Below are 21,105 nucleotides of genomic sequence, written 5' to 3' on the forward strand. Positions count from 1 at the left end.
GGTCAGGGTCAGGTCGGCGCCCAACTCACCGCAGATACCCACCCAAATGCCGTTCTTATGGGCATTTTCGGTAACCATCTGGATCAAACGCAGCACAGACAGATGGTGCGGGTCATAGAACCGGCCCAGATCATTGTTCTGGCGGTCACAGGCCAGGGTATACTGGGTCAGGTCGTTGGTACCGATGCTGAAGAAGTCCACTTCCTTGGCCAGACGGTCACTGCAGACCGCCGCAGCCGGCGTTTCGATCATAACACCGATCTGCACATCGCCGTAAGGAATGCCCTCTTTCTTGAGGTCGCGCTTGACTTCCTCGCACATCCGTTTGGCCTCGCGGACCTCCCAAACGCTGGTAACCATGGGGAACATGATGCCCAGTTTGCCGAAAGCCGATGCACGGAACAAAGCACGCAGCTGGGTGCGGAAAATCTCCGGGCGGGTCAGGCAGATGCGCAGTGCGCGCATGCCCATTGCCGGGTTTTCTTCCTTGGGCAGATTGAAGTAGCCGATCTGCTTGTCTGCGCCAATATCCAGCGTACGGATGATGACCTCTTTGCCGTCCATGTCGGACAGAACGGTTTTGTAAGCCTCAAACTGCTCATCCTCGGTGGGATAATCCTTGCTGTTCAGGTAGAGGAATTCGCTGCGGAACAGGCCGATGCCGCCGCCATCGTTGATCTGCACGGCATGGACATCCTCGGGAGAACCGATGTTGCAGTAAATGCGGACGGTCTTGCCGTCCTTGGTCACGTTGGCCTGGCCCTTGAGGGTCTCCAGCAGGCGCTGCAGGCGCATCTGCTCTTCGCGCTTCTTCATCAGGCGATCCCGGGTATCATCGTCGGGATCAATGACCAGGGCGCCGGTGCTGCCGTCGGCAATCACCTGACGGCCTTCATATTCGGGCTTGAGGGCTTCGCCCACACCCACGATGGCCGGAATGCCCATGGTACGGGCCAAAATGGCCGTGTGGCTGGAACCGGAACCGCCGGCCGTTACAAAGCCCAGGATCTTGGACTTGTCCAGCTGGATGGTTTCCGAGGGGGCCAGATCGTCCGCCGCCAGCAGAACCGGCACTTCGGACGCAATGCCGCCCTGAACCACACCGCAGAGGATGCCCAGAATGCGCTGGCTCACATCCTTGACGTCGGCTGCACGTGCCTGCATATAGGCGTCGTCCATCGCCGCGAACATCTCGGCAAACTGCTCGGCCACATCGGAGACAGCCGCTTCCGCATTGAGCTTTTCTTCATTGATGAGGTTTTCGATGGCTTCCTCGTAGTCCAGGTCCTCAGCCATCATCTGGTGCGTCTCAAACAGCATAGCCGCTTCGTCGCCGGCTTCCTTGCGGGCCTGCTCGGCCAGCACACCCAGCTGCTCAATGGCACCGGTCTGCGCACCCTTAAAGCGGTGCCATTCGGCTTCTGTATCTTCCACAGTATAACGCTTGATCTCGGCAGTGGCACGGCGGTAGAAATACAACGGCCCGATACCGACACCGGCAGAAACACCCTTGCCCTGAATGGTGATCATGTGGGAACCTCCCTTATTGATAAATGAAAAGCCGCAGCCACCATACTCGTACAGCAGCCGCGGCCGGTTGTATTTTCCGATTACAGATGCTCGTTGAAGAACTTCTCCAGAGCGGCAGCGGCAGTTTCTTCATCCGCACCTTCCACCTGGACGGTAACGGTGTCGCCACACTTGATGCCCATGCCCATCAGCGCCATCAGCTTAACGGCATTGACAGACTTGTCACCCTTGATGATGGTGACGGTACTCTGATAACCTTTGACTTCTTTGACGAGCAGGCCGGCCGGACGAGCGTGGATGCCGACAGGTTCCTTGATCGTGTAGGTGAACTCTTTCATTGCTTTTTCCTCCCATAATTCGTACGTTTGCACCACGTACGAGACATAATATTAAGTCGTTATTATAATAACATACTCTGCCTGCATCGTCAACGGAAAACAGCCCAAAATTGCGGCTGTTTTTTGTGTATTTCATTCAAAAAGTCACATCGGCACGGCATCGTCCGTCCATATATGGGGCACTTTTTTGTACATTTGTGCCTTGTTGCCCTGTATGACCGTTCACTGTGTCCGGCAGGACCCATTCTCGGCAACGGGTTCCGATTCCCTGCCATCTGTCCCCGCGGCAGGTACACCCCAAGGGGTGCTTCACATCCGTCCTTCCAGCAAAGCCCGCATCACATCTTCCGGGCGGGGCGTATGGTGGGCGTACCGTGCCCGCAGCGGTCCCGCGGCACCATCCATGATATAAGGATGCCCCACCAGGTCCAACATCGTCGTATCGTTGTAATTGTCGCCAAACGCCAGTACATCCGCCGGTTCAACTCCCAGCAGGCAGCACAGGGCCTTAACGCCTGTGCCTTTGTTGGCCAGCGTAGTATCGATCCAGTAAGGGCCTGCCACCGCACAGTTGGCTTCTTTCCAGCGGGGCACAAAGCGGTCCACATACGCTCCCACACCTTCGTGCAGATAGACCGACACCTTGACGATTTCCTCGGGCACCTCCGACGGGTCCCGGATGAGCCGATAATTATTGCCGATGAACCGCACCCGGTCCAACATACCCAGCCCTCGGTCCATCAGGTACGCACAGTTCTGGCCCGAGAGCATCACCTCGCCCTGACCGTCGCTGCGTTCCCACATATCCCGTGCGATCTCCTCCGCCAGTTGGCGAGGCATAGGCGTCTTGCCGATGCAGGTTTCGTCTTTATACAGAACACCGCCGTTTTCGCACAAAAAGGCACAGCGTTCCGCCACCGGGGCAAACAGCGCCCGCAGGCTGGTATACTGCCGACCGGATGCCGGGCAGAAAAGTACACCCTGCGCCGCCAGACCTTCGATGAGAGAGAAAACTTCCGGTTCCAGTTCCTTGCGGCCATACTGCAGCAGCGTTCCGTCCAGATCGCTGCAAATCATCTTGATGGACATGCAAATCCTCCGTTTGTAGAATCTGTAAAATCAGTTTGTATTCGGGTATATTGTAACATATACAGAATGGCTTTTGCAATTTTGGCTCCGCTGATGTATGATAAGGACACAAAGAGGTGAAAACGATGGCATTGTATACAGTAAACGGGAAAACTCCCCACACGGACAACGCCGCTTTTGTGGCAGAAAACGCCACCCTGGCAGGCGACGTGCAGCTGGCAGAAGGCGCCAGCGTATGGTATGGCGCCGTGCTGCGGGCAGATACCGGCCGCATTGTGGTAGGGGCCGGCAGCAATGTGCAGGACAATGTGGTGCTGCACACCGGCCCCCATCTGGACATTGTGCTGGGACGCGGAGTTTCTGTGGGACACAGCGCTGTACTGCACGGCTGCATGATCGGTGACGGCTGTATGATCGGCATGCACGCCACAGTGCTCAACGGTGCTGTGATCGGCCCGGGATGTTTGATTGCTGCCGGGGCGCTGATTCCGGAAGGGGCACAGATCCCGGCGGGAAGCCTGGTCATGGGCGTCCCCGGCAAAGTGGTACGCCCGGTCAGTGACGAACAGAAAGCCGCCATCGCCGCCAACGAAGCGGAATACCGGGAGCTGGCACGGCTGCACGCCGAAGCCCGCTGACAAGAAAAACGCGGCCCCGCCTTGCGGGGCCGCGTTTGCTTTTACAGAACTTTGGACAGGAACACTCTGAGACGCTCGTTTTCCGGGTTGTCGAAGAACTCTTTGGGCGGTTTGTCCACCTTCACAACACCTTCGTCAATGAAGATGATGCGGTTGGCTACTTCCCGGGCAAAGCCCATCTCATGGGTAACGCAGACCATCGTCATGCCGCCCCGGGCCAGCTCTTTCATCAGTTCCAGCACTTCGCCCACCATCTCGGGGTCCAGCGCGGAAGTGGGCTCGTCAAAGAGCAGCACATCGGGATTCATGGCCAGGGCCCGCACAATAGCAATGCGCTGTTTCTGGCCGCCGGAAAGCATGTTGGGGTAGGCGTCGGCTTTGTCCGCCAGGCCGATGCGCTGGAGCAGTTCCATCGCTTTGGCATCGGCTTCTTCCTGCTTCATCAGGCCCAGACGCACTGGCGCCAGAGTGATGTTCTTTTTGACCGTCAGGTGCGGGAACAGGTTGAAGTGCTGGAACACCATGCCCATTTTCTGGCGTACGCGGTCAATGTCCTTGTCGTTGACTTCTTCGCCATTGAAAATGATCTGGCCGCCGTCCGGTTCCTCCAGACGGTTGAGGCAGCGCAAAAAGGTAGATTTTCCGCAGCCGGAAGGTCCCACCAACACCACGCAGTCGCCTTTGTTGATGGTCAGGTCCACGCCGCGCAATACCTGCAGGCCACCAAAATGTTTTTGCAGATTTTTAACGTCGATCACTCTGCGCCAGCCTCCTTTCCAATTTGCCCAGCAGAGCGCTGAACAGCAACACCAGGATCAGATAGATAACCGCCACACCCAACAGCGGGAACATGGCTTCGTAAGTGCGGTTCATGACACCCTGGGCCGCATAAAGCAGCTCCTTGCCGCCGATAACCGTGATGAGCGAAGTATCCTTGAGCAGGATGATGAACTCATTGCCCAGCGCCGGCAGAATGGAGCGGATGGCCTGGGGAATGATGATAAGGACCATAGTGGTAATGTAGTTGAGGCCCAGGCTGCGGCCAGCTTCCATCTGGCCCGGGTCCACAGCCATCAGGCCGCCGCGGATGATCTCGGACACATAGGCGCCGGAGTTGATGCCCAGCGTCAGAGCGCCGACCATAGTGAAGTTACGGCTGCTGGCAAAGATGACCATGCTCATGATCAGCAACTGCACCATCATGGGCGTACCGCGGATCACGGTGGCATATACCTGGCAGATCGCATTCACAAGGCCCAGCACCGGGTTGCGGTGGTGGGGTTTCTGCTGGTCATGCGCCACGCGCACCAGCGCCACCACTGCGCCCAGCACAACGCCCAGTACCAGAGCGATAGCCGTGACCAGCAGCGTGGTGCCCACGCCCTCGATGTACTGGAGCCAGCGATCATTGTACAAGAACGCCTGATAGAATTTGACGAAAAATTCCTGGCCGAAGGTCAGGGCCTCGCCGCTTTTTGCCAGTGCCGAAAGCGCTTCGAACTGAGCTTCCATCGCTACACAACCTTTCCTCTAGGACAAAGAGAAGGCGCGCCGGGTCCCCGGCGTGCCTTGCTCCTGTGGTAAAAACCGCTTATTCTGCGGTGATGTACTTGTCGACGATGCTCTGCACCGTGCCGTCCGCCTGCAGCTCTTCCAGGGCGCCGTTGATGGCATCCAGCAGCTGGGTGTTGCCCTTGGCCACGCCGATGGCGTACTCTTCATTGGCGTACTCGGTGTCCAGAATCTTCAGACCGGGGTTGGCGGCCACGAACTCCTGGGCGGGAGCGTTGTCGATAACCACGCAGTCAACCTGACCGTTCATCAGAGCCTGCACAGCAGTCAGACCGTTGTCGTAGGGGGTGACGTTCTCCTCGCCGAAGCCGCCGTCCTCCACGGAAGCGGAGCAGTACAGGTCACCGGTGGTGCCGCGCTGCACGCCGATCATCTTGCCGGTCATATCATCGATAGAAGCAATGTCGGAATCTTCCGGCACGATAACCACCTGGATGCCGGTGGCGTAGGTGTTGCTGAAGTCCATGACGGTCTGGCGTTCCTCGGTAACGGTAACACCGGCCATGACCATATCGCTCTTGCCGCTCTGGGCAGCCAGCAGGGCTGCGTCAAAGTCCATATCGTCAACCTGCAGCTCCAGGCCCAGCTTGTCGGCAATGGCCTGTGCCACCTCGATGTCGATGCCAACGTAGTTGCCGTTGTCATCGGTCATCTCGTACGGGGGGAAGGCCGCATTGGTAGACATGGTCAGTTTGCCGGCATTGACGGTGGTCAGTTCACCGGCAGTTTCGGCGCTGGCTTCGGTGGAAGCAGCCTCAGAAGTGGAAGAAGCCTCGGAAGAAGCGGTGCTCTCGCTGACAGAAGCGGAGCTGCCGCAAGCGGCCAGGCTCAGCATCATGGCAGTGCCCAGCAGCAAAGCAGTGATCTTTTTCATGTGTATTCCCTCTTATCTTAATGATTTTGTTCCATCACAGCCGGACCCTCACCCGGCTATGTGACTCAGTATAGTTGCATAAATATGTAAAGTCAATGTATAAAATTGAATTTTGGCGTTTTGCAGGCAGAATCGCAGGGGGTGGGCGCATTTTTGTGCAAAACAGCGGGAAAATTTTTGCACTTGACTTCCCTGCCGGGTTGTGCTATAAAGGAAATAACTTCATCCTGTTGAAAGCTGTGAGGCGGACAAACGGGGTGCGGCAAAGCGTTTTCAGAGAAAGCCGCCGCGGATCATCCGTGTGGTGCAAGCGGCCCGGGCGCAGACCACACCTTTACCACCGCCGAGTGTGGGGGCGAACCCCCGCCGGGTACGGCCCGTTACAGCCGCTGCGAGCGGCGCTTTTCTTCATTACCTTATTAAACGGTAACCGGGAAGCGCAATCTGGGTGGAACCGTGGAGTATTTGCAATGCTTCATCCCTATGTTGGAAACAGGGATGAAGCATTTTTTGTTTGGGAGGCAGCTACCATGAAAATCATTTACAAGGACGGCACCGTGGCTGAATGCCCGCAGGACCAGGAACTGCACGTTCTGCGTCACACCGCCGCACACATTATGGCGCAGGCCATCAAGCGCCTGTACCCCGAGGCCGACTTTGCCTTCGGCCCCGCTACCGAGAACGGCTTCTATTACGACGTTGACCTGGGCGATACCAAGCTGACCGACGAAGACCTGGCCGCCATCGAGAAAGAGATGCGCAAGATCTGCAAGGAGAACCTGCCGGTCAAGCCGTTTGTTCTGCCCCGCGACGAGGCCATCAAACTGATGGAGGAGCGCCAGGAGCATTACAAGATCGAGCACATCGGCGATCTGGCCGACGAGACCGAGTTCAGCTTCTACCAGCAGGGTGAGTACGTGGACATGTGCATCGGACCTCACCTGACCTACACCAAGGGCCTGAAGGCTTTCAAGATCACCCAGCAGAGCGGCGCCTACTGGAAGAACGACAAAGAGAACAAGATGCTGACCCGCATCAACGGCGTTGCCTTCCGCAATCAGGAAGAACTGGACGCCTGGGAGAAGCAGCAGCAGGAAGCCCGCGAGCGTGACCACCGCAAGATCGGCAAGGAAATGCACCTGTTCATGACCGACGATCTGGTGGGCCGCGGCCTGCCCATGTTCCTGCCCAACGGTTACACCGTCTGGCAGCAGCTGGAAGACTATATCAAACAGAAGGAGCGCGATCGCGGCTACCTGCACGTAATGACCCCCTGCATCGGCACCGTGAACCTGTACCGCACTTCCGGCCACTGGGACCATTACCGTGAGAACATGTTCCCCGCCATGGAGATGGAGGGTGAAAGCTACGTGCTGCGGCCCATGAACTGCCCGCACCACATGATGATCTACGCCAACCAGCCCCACAGCTACCGCCAGCTGCCCATCCGCATCGGCGAGATTGCCCACGACTTCCGTTACGAGTCCAGCGGCACCCTGAAGGGCATCGAGCGCGGCCGTCACTTCTGCCAGAACGACGCTCACCTGTTCGTGACGCCGGAGCAGATCAAGGACGAAGTTTCCGCCGTTTGCGCCCTGATCTTTGATGTGTACAAGGACTTCCACATCACCGATTACCGCTGCGTGCTGAGCCTGCGTGACCCTGCCGACAAGAAGAAGTACCATGACGACGACGCCATGTGGAACCATGCCGAACAGGCTCTGCGGGAAGTGCTCACCGACCTGGGCATCGATTTCACCGAGGAGATTGGCGAGGCTGCTTTCTACGGCCCCAAACTGGACGTAAACGTCAAGCCCGCCGTTGGTGCCGAGTATACCCTCTCCACCTGCCAGCTGGACTTCTGCCTGCCCGCCAAGTTCCACCTGACCTATGTGGACAAGGACGGCAGCGAAAAGACCCCCGTGGTGCTGCACCGCGCCATTCTGGGCTCTCTGGACCGTTTCATGGCCTACCTCATTGAGGAGACCAAGGGCCGCTTCCCCACCTGGCTGGCTCCCACCCAGGTGAAGGTACTGCCCGTCAGCGAAAAGACGCTGGATTACTCCCGCGATGTTTACGAGAAGCTGAAGGCCGCCGATATCCGCGTGGTGCTGGATGAGTCCAACGAGAAGATCGGCTACAAGATCCGTCAGGCCCAGCAGGAGGACCGCGCCCCCTATATGCTGGTGCTGGGTGCCAAGGAAGTGGAAGCCGGCAATATCAGCGTGCGCAACCGCAAGGGCGAGACCACGGCCATGAGCCTGGATGAATTCATCGCCCAGCTGAAGACCGAGATTGCCGACAAGACTTTCAACGTCTGATTTTCTGATTCATAGCAACCAAAAGCCCGTTCGGCCCTGTAGCCGGACGGGCTTTTTTGCAGGTATCTTCTGCCCAAAATTTCCGCTTGACAGCGCTGTTTTGGTGTGTTATGCTGTCTGCGCAACAAAATTATGATAACTGCCACCGGGTAGTGTAATGCTTTGGCATTCGTCTGCACATCGTTAGGTCTTTGAAGATGTGCATACGGGTGCTTTTTTTCGGGGGTTTTGCCATGTCTTCCAAACTGAAATATTTCTCCAAAGCCGAATGGACACTGTGGATCAGTTCGGTGGTGCTCATTGTGGGCACCTTTGTGCTGTTCCACCAGACCGATTACCTTTCCCTGGCCGCCTCGCTGATTGGTGCCACTTCGCTGATCCTCAACGCCAAGGGCAATCCCCTGGGACTGGTGCTGGGCATCGCCTTCAGCCTTCTGTACGGGTATATCTCCTATACCTTCTCCTATTACGGGGAGATGCTCACCTACCTGGGCATGACCGCCCCCATGTCCCTCTACGCACTGGTTTGCTGGCTGCGTCACCCTTCCGGCGCCGGCCGTGCCGAGGTGAAGGTGGGCAGTATCTCCCGCCGGGAAGCCCTGTTTGCCCTGATACTCAGCGCGGTAGTCACGGTGGTGTTCTATTTTATTTTGCGGGCTTTCCATACCGCCAACCTGCTGCCCAGCACCATTTCGGTCACCACCAGTTTTCTGGCTGTGTACCTCACAGCCCGGCGCAGTCCCCTGTTCGCAGTGGCCTACGCCGCCAACGACCTGGTGCTCATTCTGCTGTGGGGCCTGGCCACCCTGCAGGATGCCTCCTACCTTTCGGTGGTGGTATGCTTCGTCATGTTCTTTGCCAACGATATTTATGGATTCATCAACTGGTCGCGGATGCGCCAGCGCCAGGCGGCAGCCGCCTGATACAAACAAAACCCCGGCGGGAAAAATTCCCGCCGGGGTTTTGTTTTACTTTTTCTTGGTTTCGCGCCATTCCTTGTCTGCCTGGCGGCACCAGTCTTTTGTTTTGTGGTCAGCATACAGGCCGTACCCGACGGCAGGCAGGGCGAAGAGCAGCCCCAGTCCCCATTGCTGCGGCAGCGACAGCGAGAAAGCACGCAATATAAACCCAAGAATGAACCAGCCGACTCCCAAAAGAAGCTTGCAAATACCGTTCATTCGGATATAGTCCGGTGTCCAGCTCTTGTATTTGTATTTTTCCGGAAGGTTCTCGAACCCCAGCAATCCCGCAATCCCGTACAAAATCCAGAACACACTGATGACCCAAAGAGTGATGACGCTCACGGCAGTGCCTCCTTCCGGCGGATGGCTTCCTTATTTTGATTTGAGTATACCATACCCGCCGCCCTCGGCGCAACGCCTGCACGCTGTGTTGTATTTTCGCAGGTATTGTGGTAAAATGTAGTATCTATTGGTATGCTATTCTAAAAGGAAAAGGTGCCCTATGGCTGAAAACATGCAAGCTTCCCGCCTGGCTGACGACGGCTGGACCACCATCATCCGGCCCCGGAGCGGCTGGTTCGATATCAACCTGAAAGAACTGTGGCAATATCGTGATCTTACCTTGATGTTCGTCAAGCGTAATTTTACGGTGCTGTACAAACAGACCATCCTGGGTCCCGCGTGGATTCTGCTGAACCCGCTGATCACCACCCTGATTTTCAACGTGGTGTTCGGCAACATGGCAGGTATGCCCACCGACGGTGTGCCGGGCTTCCTGTTCTATATGGCAGGCAACACCGTCTGGACTTTTTTTGCCAACTGTGTCAACAACACCGCCAACACCTTCGTGACCAATTCCCAGGTGTTCGGCAAAGTGTATTTTCCCCGCCTGACCATGCCCGTGAGCCAGGTGCTGACCAGTTTGATCAACTTTTTGATTCAGGCAGCCATGTACCTGCTGTTCTGGCTGTACTTCTTTGCCACGGGAGCTGAAATCCGCTTTACCTTGTGGACTTTGGCCGTGCCGCTGGTCATGCTGCAGGTCATGCTGCTGGGGTTGGGCGTGGGCATCATCGTGTCCTCGCTGACCACCAAGTACCGGGACCTGGCCATTGCCGTGGGCTTTGGCGTGCAGCTGTGGATGTACGCCTCCCCGGTGGTCTATCCCCTGTCCATGCTGGACGAAAGCCCCCGCCTGAAAGTGCTGGTGGAACTCAACCCCATGACCGCCCCCATCGAAGTATTCCGCGCGGCCACCCTGGGAACCGGCAGCGTGTCGGCCGGGTCCATCCTGTACAGCGTGGTATTTACCATCGCGGCGCTGGTGCTGGGTGTGGTGCTGTTCAGCCGCATTGAAAAAACCTTTATGGATACCGTGTAAGGAGGGGCTGCCATGAATACGACCGAAAAACGCCCCGTTATCCAGGTCACGGGACTGAAAAAGCAATACAAACTGGGCCAGATCGGCGGCGGCACCCTGACCCACGACCTGCAAAGCTGGTGGGCCCGGGTCCGCGGCAAAGAGGACCCCAACACCGTCATTGGTACCGACCAGCGTCTGTTCGGCCAGACCTTTATGGCCTTGAACGGCGTGGATCTGACCGTCTACCAGGGAGAGGCCCTGGGCATTATTGGCCGCAACGGCGCAGGCAAATCCACTTTGCTGAAACTGCTTTCCCGCATTACCGCCCCGACTGAGGGTGAGATCCGCATCCGCGGCCGGGTTGCCTCCATGCTGGAGGTTGGCACCGGCTTCAACAACGAGATGACCGGCCGGGAAAACATCTATATGAACGGTGCCATTCTAGGCATGACCCGCGCCGAGATCGACGCAAAACTGCCCCAGATCATTGAATTTTCCGAGTGTGGAGATTTCATCGATACGCCTGTGAAGCGGTATTCCAGCGGCATGTTCGTCAAGCTGGCTTTTGCCGTGGCTGCCCATCTGGACAGCGAAATCATGGTCATGGACGAGGTTCTGGCCGTAGGCGATATGAAATTCCAGCAGAAATGTCTGGGCAAAATGAGCGATGTAGCCAACCAGGACGGCCGTACCGTTTTGTACGTCAGCCATAACATGAGCACCATCCGCCAGCTGTGCAATCGCTGTATTGTGCTGGACAAAGGCCGTGTGATTTTTGACGGTGACGTGGAACAGGCCATCGCCATTTATATGGATACCACCGACGTAAACGTGGTCCATTACGATCTGGCCGATGTAGCCCGCATGACCGGCAGCGCCGGCAAGCGGTTCCGGCTGGAAAGCCTGGATTTTGTAAACAAAGAATCCAGCGTGTTTGCCGATACCGAAAAGATGCGGATAAAAATCACCTGGCGTGTGGCGGAGCCTTTTGCGGGCATCCACATGAAGATGAACCTCCATGCCCGGGATTCCACACCCGTGGGTATCACCCACCCCGTGGACCTGGGTGCCGCCGAACCCGGCAAACTGTATACTACCGTATTTGAATTTGACCCCAGCCTGCTGGGCGAAGGCCAATATTACTTCTATCTGGATATTTTTGACGGCGCGCTGCGCCAGGCTGTCTGCCTGGACAAGCCGGTAACGGAATTTGCCTTTGAGGTGACCAACAGCGACCTGACCATGCCTGAATGGGCTTCCGGCTGGGGACGCATTCACTTCCCGCCCGTCAAACTGGTGGAGGCGGACGCATGAAGCCCAACCTGTATATCTGCCACACCGCCTACCAGGTGCTGGTAGACCTGCTGCGTGCCGGCCGTGCCGAGGGAAAGCCCCATACGCTGGTACTTTCCGCTGCCGTGGCTGATGTGCAGGCCCTGGCCGCCCGGCTGGACAAAACCGGTGTGGTGCGCACGGTGCTGGTGGATGAAACCCGCTGGCCCGGTACTGTGACCGGTCCCCTGGCTGATTTGCGGGCCCGCCGGGCCTTTGAAAAACTGTGCGGCTGGAAGCTGGAACGTTCCCGGTACGAAAACATTTATATTCATAACGACTGGAGCGTACTGGGGCGGTACCTGCAGGACTGCCATGCCGGTTATATCCTGTGCGAGGACACCTTCGGCAGCACCCTCGGTCCTGACCAGCATCTGGTCACCGACCAGCGGGCCGCACCGGATTTTGCCCGCAAACAACGTACCGGAAAAGGCTATCTGTATTGGGGGGACAGCCCCTGGTGCAAGCTGGTGGAAAGCGAAGACGCCGCCCGGTGTACCTTGTTCGGTCCCGACAAAATGGTGACCGACAGCAAGGCTGCACTGCTGCAATCCCTGACAGATGAGGAAAAAGCCATGGTACGCAGCGTGTTCCTGACCCAGCCTTTGCCCGAACAGTCAGAGGGTGCCACCTTGCTTTTGCCCCGCAGCTTTGTGGCCGACGGCCTGATGACCCAGGAACGGCAGGACGCCATGTTCCGGGCGGTGGCCGCCCGCTATGCGGTGGGGCCGCTGTTTATCAAGACTCACCCCCGGGACACTACCGATTACCAGGAATTGTTCCCCGATGCGGTGATTCTGGAACGGACCATGCCCAGCGAAGTGCTGAACTTTTGCCTGCCCTTTACTTTCCGCCGTGCCGTAACCGTACAAAGTTTTGTGCTGCGCGGCTTTACAGCGGCAGAAGAAAAAATCCATCTCACTCTGGAAGAAGCCCAGGCGCTGATTCCCCAATAAATCCCGATTTTACGGCGGCTATTGCCGCCCGACACAGGAGGTATCTCTATGAAAACCATCGCTGTGATTCCCGCACGTTACGCCAGTACCCGTATGCCCGGAAAACCTTTGGCCGACGTGCTGGGCAAACCCATGATCTGGTGGGTCTACCAGGCCGCCAAAGCCTGCCCCAAACTGGATGACGTACTGATTGCCACCGACGACGACCGCATTGCCGACGCCTGCCGGAAATACGACATGCAATACCTGATGACCAGTGCCGACCACGACACCCCTACCGGGCGCATCTGGGAGGTCAGCACCAAGGTAGATGCTGATTTGTACCTGCAGCTGATGGGGGATGAGCCCCTGGTGAACCCGGCTGCCTTTGATCTGATCCTGCCCGACGCTCTGCCCCAGGACCCCTACTATGTGGCAGTGCTGACCAATGTGATGGAACATCCGGCGGATGTGATCGATTTCTCCAACCAGAAGGTGGTCACCAACGCCGCCCGGGAAATTTTGCTGATTTCCCGCAGCCCTATTCCCTACCCCAAAGGCACCCTGGATTTTGAATACGAGAAGGTCACCGGCATCCAGCTGTACAGCAAACAGGCCCTGGCCTTCTACCACAACACGCCCAAATCCATTCTGGAAAAGGCGGAAGAAAACGACATGATGCGCTTTATCGAAAACGGCCACAAGGTACATGCCATTGTGAGCCCCTACAAGACCGTCAGCGTGGATACCCCCAAGGATCTGGCGCTGGTCAACGAGATTTTGAAGGAGAAACACCATGCCTGATATCAAACTGCTGGACTGTACCCTGCGTGACGGCGGCTACATCAATGACTGGAAATGGGGCTTCGGGTCCGCCCGGCGCATTATCCAGTCGCTGACCCGGGCCGGTACCGACATTGTGGAAGTGGGTTTCCTGCGCAACGTGGAAGGGTATAATCCCGATATTACCGTCTGCAATACCATCGAGGAACTGAACCGTCTGCTGCCCCCCGAGGGCCAGCGGGGCCATACCATCTATTCCGGCATGGCCATGCGTTCCAACTACGATATTTCCAAACTGAGCCCCTACGATGGCCACGGCATTGAGGTCATCCGCATCACCGCCCATGATTACGATATCCGGGACGGTATGGATTTTGCCCGGGAGGTCAAAGCCCGGGGATACAAGCTTTCCATCAACCCCATCAACATCATGGGCTATGCGGACAAAGACCTGCTCTGGATCTTTGACCAGGTAAACGCCATCCATCCCTGGCAGTTCTCTATCGTGGACACCTTTGGCAGCATGCGCCGCCGGGATCTGGAGCGCATTGTTTCCCTGGCTGACCACAACCTGGCTCCCGATATCCGGCTGGGCCTGCACCTGCACGAAAATATGGCCCTGAGCTTCTGCCTGGCCCAGGAATTTATGGATTGCCCCATGCTGCGGGACAAAACCGTGGATGCCAGCCTGATGGGCATGGGCCGCACGCCCGGCAACCTGCCCATTGAACTGGTGGCAGATTACCGCAACGAAAGCGGCAACTGCCACTATGACCTGGACGAGATCATGGATGCCATCCAGGACCATATTGCCCCCATCAAGGGCGATTGCGCCTGGGGTTATACCCCTGCCTACTTCCTGTCGGCCCGGTTCAACCTGCACCGTAATTATGCGGAACATTTCCTGAACAAGGGCGATCTGACCAACCGGGATATCAACCATATCCTGGCCGCCATCGACGAAAACAAAAAGACCGTTTTTGACGCTGCCTACGCCGACAAGCTGTATAACGAATACCGCAACCGCCGCATTGATGATGAATCTGCGCTGACGGCACTGCACAATACGTTTGCAGGCAAACGGGTGCTGGTACTGGCCCCGGGCGCCAGTCTTGCCGCCCGGGAAGGCCGTGACGCTGTACAGGCTGCGCAGGCGGATGTGACCGTTTCGGCCAACTTTGTACCGGACTTTATGCAGCCGGATTATGCCTTCTTCACCAACAGCAAACGTTTTGATGAAGAAACCGCTTACCCCTGCCCGCTGATCCTGACCAGCAACCTGCGGGCGAACGCTTCGGCCACGGTGGTCAACTATGACCGTCTGGCAGGTACCGACGCCCAGGGCGGCAACAGCGTATTGATGTTGCTGCGGCTGCTGCGGCTGTGCGGTGCCGCCGAGGTTCTGCTGGCCGGTGCTGACGGTTACCGTGCCGGTACCCCCGCCTATGCGGATAGCGGCCTGCACACCCACACTGGACGCGGAGATGCCTACAACGCCCAGGTGGCAGGTGCCATCCGGGCCTCAGGGGTGCCCGTACGTTTTGTCACCCCCAGCGAATACGAAAGGGCGTAACAGATGATCCGATTACTGGTTTTGGATGTGGATGGCACGCTGACCGACGGCGGCATCTACTATGACTCCCACGGCAACGAACTGAAAAAATTTGCTGCCAAAGATGGGGCGGGCCTTCTGATCGCCCGTGCAGCCGGCATCCGGGTAATGATCTGCACAGGCCGGGAGTGCGAAGCGGTGCGCCGCCGTGCCGCCGATTTGAAAATCACCGATGTTTACCAGAATGTAGGCCGTAAGGCAGAGTTCCTGCGGGACTTTTTTGCACAGAACGGTTACAGCAAAGAGGAAATCGCCTACTGCGGCGACGATGTGAATGATCTTGCCGCCATGAAGCTGTGCGGCTTTGTTGCCTGCCCGGCCGATGCCACCGACCCGATTCTGGCGCGGGCGGATTACATCTGTACCCGCCGCGGCGGCGATGGTGCCGTACGGGAAGCGGTACAGAAAATCTTGGAGATGGACGGACGCTGGAAGGAGGCCGTGCAGGCAGCCTTTGGCGTTGAAATCGATTGATCCGGGGGGATTGTATGCCGGATGTACGCAGAACAAACAAGCTGATCCGAAAGCCGGGCAAACCGCTGCTGTGGGCAGTGGTTACCCTCGTGGTTCTGGTAGCTGTTTCTTTGCTGGTGTGGTTGGCCATGGTTCGTCCGGAACTGGGCAAAGGCCGCTCCCAGACCATCAGCGATGATTACAGTGCCTCCACCATTCTGGCGGACGGCCAGACCGCCAGTCAGATTTTCACCTTTGATGAAGATCTGCTGGCTATCGGCGTGGAATTTTATCTACCGGGGGATCAGCCTTCCGGGGAACTGGAACTGGTACTGACTGACGCCGATACCGGCGAAGAACTGGCCCGTTCCACCGGTGTGATGGATTACATTGTACCGGACCAATACACAGTTCTTGGCCTGGACCGTGAGGTGCAGGGCAGCGCCGGGCGGCGGTACTGCCTTTCGCTGACGCCCCACTATGCCAACGGCAATCTGCTGGCCCTTGGGCACAGCAGCGGTGTAGCGCTGTGGCAGGACCCCATGACCGTAGACGGTTCCCCCGTGGATGGCACCATGGCCGTTCAAATCACGTACCAGCGCATTGGTGGGTACCTGACCCGTTTTTTCCTGCTGATTTGCGGGTTTGCCGCTCTTCTGGCCGCATTTACCGTCTGGGCCGTACTCAGCCGCAAAGTAAGGCTGCCGCGGCTGGTGTTTGTGCTGGTACTGGGGTTGGGGGTTCTGTACTCCTTTGTATTGCCCCCTTACGCAGCCCCCGATGAAAAATATCATATCAACCAGAGCTTTACGCTGGCCTGTCGATGGGCCAACTTTTTCTCAGACGACGAGTGGCAGATGGGGCATGTGCCCACCACCACCAGTTTCCGCCGGGAAACCGATGTAAATCCCACCTTGCAGGATGAAAATACCACCGTATTTACCTGGGAAGAATTTACCGATACCCTGTTTACCACCACCGATGCCCCCTACGACAGCCATCAGGAGTACGCAGAACTGCAAACCGACCAGAATCCGCTGCTCTATCTGGCCAGCGGCGCAGCCGTGTTTGTGGCGTACCTGTTCCATCTGGGCTTTACCCCTGCCCTGGCTTTGGGGCGGCTGGCCAACCTGTTGCTGTTTGCGGCTCTGGCCAGCTATGCGGTAAAAGTAGCCCCCTTTGGAAAACGGGTGTTTGCAGCCGTGGCTTTGCTGCCCATGACACTGCATCTGGCTGCCAGCTTCAGCCGGGATGCCCCGCTGCTGGGGTTATGCTTTGCTTTTACCGCCCTGGTACTGGATGCTGCCTTTGGCGCCGACCGGGCCAAAGCACTGCGTCCCACTCGTCTGGCAGTTCTGCTGATCACCGGTGTGCTGCTGGCTCCCGGTAAAATGGTCTATCTGCCGCTGGCTGCGTTGTTGCTGCTGGTTCCCAATCTGCGTCTGGGCCGCCACGCTAAAGTAAAAAAGGCCGGATACCTTGCCCTTTGTGTGGCACTGGCGCTGGTGCTCAATAGCGGTATGCTGGAAAGCTTCCTCGGCAGTTCCCCTGCCACGGAAGAATCCACGACCGTTGCCGCAACCACAGCCGATACCACCGCCATGGATTCCCTGTCTGTTCGCGGCGAAAAAGCACGTCCTGCCGAACCGGACCAGCAGTATGAGTGGGTCATCCGCGAGGACAACACCCTGGAGAATTTTGTACGCCGCCTGTATTACTTCGGTGCTGACGAACGCAATCCCGCCCAGAGTGAGATTGATTTCTGGGTACAGGCGCTGGAAGAAAAAGACGTTACCCCTGTGGTATTGGGTCAGGCGTTTTTGTTCAGCCCTGATCGCATCAACACCTATCAGGACGGCTGGGACATTCTGGAGCAGGCCTCGCTGATTTTCCTGGCCCAGGACCTGAAAGAAGCCGGTAACGAGGCATTGGCTGCCTACTACGACGAAGGCGGCGCCGCCCTGGTCTACAAGGTAGTTTACAGCCTGGATGAATGCCAGACACGCTTTGCCGAGCTGGGGTTGGAAACGGGTGTAATGGACGACCGCATGCCGCTGGACCGGGACACCCTGGCCGCTGAAGTACAGGCAGCCCAGGCCACCCGTGCCACCCAGAGCGTAACCGACGAGGCCGACAGCGTTACCTATACGCCCGGCTATATTCTGCATCACCTTTCCGATACGGTTTTGCTGCTGGTGCGCAGCGCCGTTGAAAACGGGGATCACTATCTTCGCACGCTGGTGGGCGGAAGTCTGAGCTATTACACGCTGGATCTGGCCTGGGGCTGGGTCGTAGTGCTGTATCTGCTGCTGTTCTTTGCCGCACTGCCTGCCCAGGACACCCGCCTGCTCCCCGACGGCAGCGGACGTTTGTGGTGTGCCCTGGCCGCCCTGCTGTGCTGCCTGCTGGCTGTAGCGGGCTGTCTGCTGTGGACCCCTACCCACTATGATACCCTGTACGGTTTGCAGGGACGGTATTTCCTGCCTGTCCTGCCGTTGTTGCTGCTGGTCTGCCTGCCGCGTAAACTGGCGCATATTCCCGACGAAGAAAAGGCTTCCGGCCAGCTGATAACCGGCCTGGCACTGGTCCAGTTCGGTGTCCTGATGAATAGCATGCTGGCCGTCATTGCAAGATAAGGGCAAGGAAGAAGTTTATGACATTCTGCTTTTTTTCGGCGCAATACCTGCCCACCCCGGGCGGTGTGGAGCGCTATACCTGGAACCTGGCACGGCGCTGCGTGGCAGCGGGCCACCGGGCGCTGATTGTAACCAGCGCTCTGCCGGGACTGCCCGCGCGGGAACGTGACCCGGACGGGCTGGAAATCTGGCGTCTGCCGGTATTCCCGGTCATGGGCGGCCGCTTTCCCGTGCTGCGCCCTCTGCCCCCTGCCGCGGACCTTTGGGCCCAACACATTGACTTTGCGGTTATCCAGACGCGGATGTACACCCAAAGCATCTGGGCCGCGCGGCAGTGCAAGCGCCGGGGGATTCCGGCACTGGTCATTGACCATTCCACCGGCTATATGATGCATGGCGGTCTGGGCGGCTTGCTGGGGCGCTGGTATGAACACCTGGCCTGTGGTATGATTCGCCGCTGCGGATTCCCCTTCTATGGGGTTTCCGGCGATGTATGCCGCTGGCTGCGCACCTTCGGCATTACAGCTGCAGGCACCCTGCCCAACGCGGTAGACCCGGAAGAACTGGCCGTTCTGGCCAAAAAAGACCCCTGCACCGACTGGCGCCAAACTTTGCAGGTGCCCGCCGATGGGCATCTTGTGGTCTTTGTGGGCCGTTTGATCCCGGAAAAAGGCGGGCTGCGACTGGCCACTGCGGTGCAGCAGCTGCCGGGTTGTGTGTTGGCGGTTGCCGGTACCGGCCCGGAAGAAGAGGCCTTGCGCCGGATGGGCGGCACCATCCATGTACTGGGTGCCCTGCCCCATCCGCAGATCGTGCAGTTGTTGAGCCAGGCAGACTGCTACTGCCTGCCCACCGAATACGCCGAAGGATTCCCCACCACACTGTTGGAAGCGGCTGCCTGCCGCTGCCCCATTGTGTGCACCCACACCGCCGGCACAGGCGAGCTGTTGCCCGGGGAAGACTACGCGGTGTTTGTGGAGGATACCCGTCCCGAAACCCTGGCGGCCGCCCTGCAAACGGTATGGAAAGATTTTCCCGCCGCAGAGCACCGCGCCCAAAAGACACTGGAAAACCTGTCCGCGCGCTTTACATGGCAGGCCGTGTTTGCTACAATGATGAAAACGGCTCAGGACGCATGCGCCCAACGCGCCAAGCGTTAAAAGGAGTTAAGATGTCGAAATTACTCATTGTGATTCCCGCCCATAACGAGGAAGACAATATTGTACAGGTCGTGGAAAACCTGACCTCCCAATACCCGGAATATGATTACGTGGTAGTCAACGACGGCAGCCGTGATAAAACCGCTGCCATCTGCCGGGCACACGGGTATCGGCTGATCGATCTGCCCATCAACCTGGGGCTTGCCGGTGCTTTCCAGACCGGACTGCGGTACGCTGCCGAAAACGGTTACGACTGCGCCATGCAGATGGACGCCGACGGCCAGCACAAGCCGGAATACATCCCTGCTATGCTGGCCGCGTTGGAAGAAGGCAACGATATTGTGATCGGCAGCCGTTTTCTTACCGTAAAGAAGCCCAAAACCCTGCGGATGCTGGGCAGCTATATCATCAGCTGGTCCATCCGCCTGACCACCGGCCGCGCCATCTGTGACCCTACCAGCGGTATGCGGATGTTCAACCGCGCCATGGTGGAGGAGTTTGCCCAGAACTTGAACTACGGCCCGGAGCCGGATACCATCAGCTACCTGATCAAGAACGGCGCCACGGTCAAAGAAGTCCAGGTAGAAATGGGCGAACGAATGGCCGGCCAAAGCTACTTGAATTTATGGAACAGCGCGCAGTATATGATCAAGATGTCCATCTCTATTCTGTTGATTCAATGGTTCCGCAAGCGCGACACCGAAACCCCCTACCCCGAAAGGAGCCTGTGATATGTTCGACCAGACAATCATTCGTGTCTGCCTGATTGTAGGCAGCCTGCTCACCGCCGGGTTCGTGCTGCGCCGCGTACGGATGGCCAAGGTACAGATTGAAGATACCATTTTCTGGTTTGGCTTCAGCGCTGCACTGCTGATTCTGGCTATTTTCCCCGGCATTGCCTACTGGGCAGCAGACCTGCTGGGCTTTATGAGCCCCATCAACTTTGTGTATATCGTTGTCATCTTCCTGCTGCTGGTCAAACAGTTTTTTATGTCCATCCGGTTGAGCCAGCTGGACAGCAAGGTTCGTATGCTGACAGAACAGGTGGCCCTGAACCAGGAAAAATTGGAACGCGACAAATTGGATTTGTAATACGCGCCTAACTGTGCTATAATTGTATACTAAAAAGAGCGAAAGAAGGTTTCCGATATGACCTATACTCCGAAACTGACCTATAAAGGCCGCCCGCTGGTGCGCTGCGGCAATGACATTTACTACGGTTCCATGACCGAACCCTACGTTGTGTACCTGCAGGTGCTGAGCAACCGCACTGAAAACGGCGTGGAAGTTGCCGACAAGATTCATCTGGTCCTGCTTTCCACCGATGATTCCAAGCCGCTGCCCGAGCGGATCGTCCGCCAGGCCAACAAGGTGGGTCTGTTCAACGCCCTGTCCTTCGGCGACATCATGCTGCAGGGTGCTTTGCAGCAGAAGAAATAAATAAGGCAACATTTGTTCCTTGCCATCCCGGTATTTTTCTGCCGGGTTTTTTCTTTATCCTCATTGG

Annotated in this window: 21 protein-coding genes; 14 read left to right on the forward strand and 7 right to left on the reverse strand. The window is 57.6% G+C overall.

The window, feature by feature from the left end:
• The 3 genes from ptsP to H6B10_RS03900 all read right to left on the reverse strand — a co-directional run.
• A partial coding sequence (gene ptsP / locus H6B10_RS03890; protein ID WP_204649857.1) for a phosphoenolpyruvate--protein phosphotransferase occupies window positions 1-1,530 on the reverse strand: 1,530 nt, incomplete at its 3' end.
• Between the two features lie 80 nt (window positions 1,531-1,610).
• The gene (locus H6B10_RS03895) at window positions 1,611-1,868 is read right to left on the reverse strand and encodes an HPr family phosphocarrier protein (protein WP_204649860.1); all 258 of its coding nucleotides are present in this window, start codon (window positions 1,866-1,868) and stop codon (window positions 1,611-1,613) included.
• Window positions 1,869-2,177: 309 nt separating this feature from the next.
• Window positions 2,178-2,957, reverse strand: a complete 780-nt coding sequence (locus H6B10_RS03900) for an HAD family hydrolase (protein WP_204649864.1) — start codon at window positions 2,955-2,957, stop codon at window positions 2,178-2,180.
• A gap of 125 nt (window positions 2,958-3,082) precedes the next feature.
• Here H6B10_RS03900 and H6B10_RS03905 point away from each other — a divergent pair, with 125 nt between their 5' ends.
• Window positions 3,083-3,595 (forward strand): gamma carbonic anhydrase family protein, encoded by a 513-nt coding sequence (locus tag H6B10_RS03905; RefSeq protein ID WP_204649866.1) that lies wholly within the window; start codon window positions 3,083-3,085, stop codon window positions 3,593-3,595.
• A 41-nt stretch (window positions 3,596-3,636) separates the two neighbouring features.
• Here H6B10_RS03905 and H6B10_RS03910 read toward each other — a convergent pair whose 3' ends face one another.
• The 3 genes from H6B10_RS03910 to H6B10_RS03920 all read right to left on the reverse strand — a co-directional run bounded on the left by H6B10_RS03910 (window position 3,637) and on the right by H6B10_RS03920 (window position 6,041).
• Window positions 3,637-4,353: an ATP-binding cassette domain-containing protein gene (locus H6B10_RS03910; protein ID WP_204649868.1), complete on the reverse strand. Its 717-nt coding sequence runs from the start codon at window positions 4,351-4,353 to the stop codon at window positions 3,637-3,639.
• On the reverse strand, window positions 4,340-5,107 hold the full coding sequence (locus H6B10_RS03915; protein ID WP_204649869.1) for an amino acid ABC transporter permease: 768 nt from the start codon (window positions 5,105-5,107) through the stop codon (window positions 4,340-4,342). Before H6B10_RS03915 ends, H6B10_RS03910 begins: the two co-directional genes overlap by 14 nt.
• Before the next feature lie 79 nt (window positions 5,108-5,186).
• Window positions 5,187-6,041 carry a transporter substrate-binding domain-containing protein gene (locus H6B10_RS03920; protein ID WP_204649871.1) on the reverse strand — a complete coding sequence of 285 codons (855 nt, stop codon included), beginning with the start codon at window positions 6,039-6,041 and terminating at the stop codon, window positions 5,187-5,189.
• A 530-nt stretch (window positions 6,042-6,571) separates the two neighbouring features.
• Between H6B10_RS03920 and thrS the strand changes: the two genes are divergently transcribed.
• Both thrS and pnuC read left to right on the forward strand, forming a co-directional pair.
• Entirely contained in the window at window positions 6,572-8,362 is a 1,791-nt protein-coding gene (gene thrS / locus H6B10_RS03925) for a threonine--tRNA ligase (protein WP_204649873.1), read from the forward strand.
• A gap of 233 nt (window positions 8,363-8,595) precedes the next feature.
• Window positions 8,596-9,285 carry a nicotinamide riboside transporter PnuC gene (gene pnuC, locus H6B10_RS03930; RefSeq protein ID WP_243427239.1) on the forward strand — a complete coding sequence of 230 codons (690 nt, stop codon included), beginning with the start codon at window positions 8,596-8,598 and terminating at the stop codon, window positions 9,283-9,285.
• Between the two features lie 45 nt (window positions 9,286-9,330).
• Here the strand turns inward: pnuC and H6B10_RS03935 are convergent, their stop codons facing one another.
• On the reverse strand, window positions 9,331-9,666 hold the full coding sequence (locus H6B10_RS03935; RefSeq protein ID WP_204649877.1) for a hypothetical protein: 336 nt from the start codon (window positions 9,664-9,666) through the stop codon (window positions 9,331-9,333).
• A gap of 160 nt (window positions 9,667-9,826) precedes the next feature.
• On the opposite strand from H6B10_RS03935, the gene H6B10_RS03940 reads away from it, so the two are divergent.
• From H6B10_RS03940 to H6B10_RS03990, 11 genes are read left to right on the forward strand one after another with little or no spacing between them, the layout of a single operon-like run.
• Window positions 9,827-10,705 (forward strand): ABC transporter permease, encoded by an 879-nt coding sequence (locus tag H6B10_RS03940; protein ID WP_204649880.1) that lies wholly within the window; start codon window positions 9,827-9,829, stop codon window positions 10,703-10,705.
• Window positions 10,706-10,717: 12 nt separating this feature from the next.
• Window positions 10,718-12,001: an ABC transporter ATP-binding protein gene (locus H6B10_RS03945; protein ID WP_204649883.1), complete on the forward strand. Its 1,284-nt coding sequence runs from the start codon at window positions 10,718-10,720 to the stop codon at window positions 11,999-12,001.
• Window positions 11,998-12,975 carry a glycosyltransferase family 52 gene (locus H6B10_RS03950; protein ID WP_204649886.1) on the forward strand — a complete coding sequence of 326 codons (978 nt, stop codon included), beginning with the start codon at window positions 11,998-12,000 and terminating at the stop codon, window positions 12,973-12,975. Before H6B10_RS03945 ends, H6B10_RS03950 begins: the two co-directional genes overlap by 4 nt.
• 48 nt (window positions 12,976-13,023) lie before the next feature.
• Window positions 13,024-13,758, forward strand: coding sequence for a 3-deoxy-manno-octulosonate cytidylyltransferase (locus H6B10_RS03955; protein WP_204649889.1), 735 nt, complete (start codon window positions 13,024-13,026; stop codon window positions 13,756-13,758).
• Window positions 13,751-15,310 (forward strand): aldolase catalytic domain-containing protein, encoded by a 1,560-nt coding sequence (locus H6B10_RS03960; RefSeq protein WP_204649892.1) that lies wholly within the window; start codon window positions 13,751-13,753, stop codon window positions 15,308-15,310. The genes H6B10_RS03955 and H6B10_RS03960 overlap by 8 nt, the downstream gene beginning before the upstream one ends.
• Window positions 15,311-15,313: 3 nt before the next feature.
• Window positions 15,314-15,823: a KdsC family phosphatase gene (locus H6B10_RS03965; protein WP_204649895.1), complete on the forward strand. Its 510-nt coding sequence runs from the start codon at window positions 15,314-15,316 to the stop codon at window positions 15,821-15,823.
• Between the two features lie 14 nt (window positions 15,824-15,837).
• Window positions 15,838-18,438, forward strand: a complete 2,601-nt coding sequence (locus H6B10_RS03970) for a DUF2142 domain-containing protein (RefSeq protein ID WP_204649898.1) — start codon at window positions 15,838-15,840, stop codon at window positions 18,436-18,438.
• Between the two features lie 17 nt (window positions 18,439-18,455).
• Complete coding sequence (locus H6B10_RS03975) at window positions 18,456-19,598, forward strand: glycosyltransferase family 4 protein (RefSeq protein WP_204649901.1); 1,143 nt, start codon at window positions 18,456-18,458, stop codon at window positions 19,596-19,598.
• An 11-nt stretch (window positions 19,599-19,609) separates the two neighbouring features.
• Window positions 19,610-20,329 carry a glycosyltransferase family 2 protein gene (locus H6B10_RS03980; RefSeq protein ID WP_204649904.1) on the forward strand — a complete coding sequence of 240 codons (720 nt, stop codon included), beginning with the start codon at window positions 19,610-19,612 and terminating at the stop codon, window positions 20,327-20,329.
• A gap of 1 nt (window position 20,330) precedes the next feature.
• Window positions 20,331-20,690, forward strand: a complete 360-nt coding sequence (locus H6B10_RS03985; protein WP_204649908.1) for a DUF2304 domain-containing protein — start codon at window positions 20,331-20,333, stop codon at window positions 20,688-20,690.
• 57 nt (window positions 20,691-20,747) lie between these two features.
• The gene (locus tag H6B10_RS03990) at window positions 20,748-21,038 is read left to right on the forward strand and encodes a hypothetical protein (RefSeq protein ID WP_204649911.1); all 291 of its coding nucleotides are present in this window, start codon (window positions 20,748-20,750) and stop codon (window positions 21,036-21,038) included.
• The last annotated feature ends 67 nt before the right edge of the window (window positions 21,039-21,105 follow it).

The sequence above is a fragment of the Gemmiger formicilis genome, from assembly GCF_016901605.1.
GTDB classification, from domain to species: Bacteria; Bacillota; Clostridia; order Oscillospirales; family Ruminococcaceae; genus Gemmiger; species Gemmiger formicilis_B.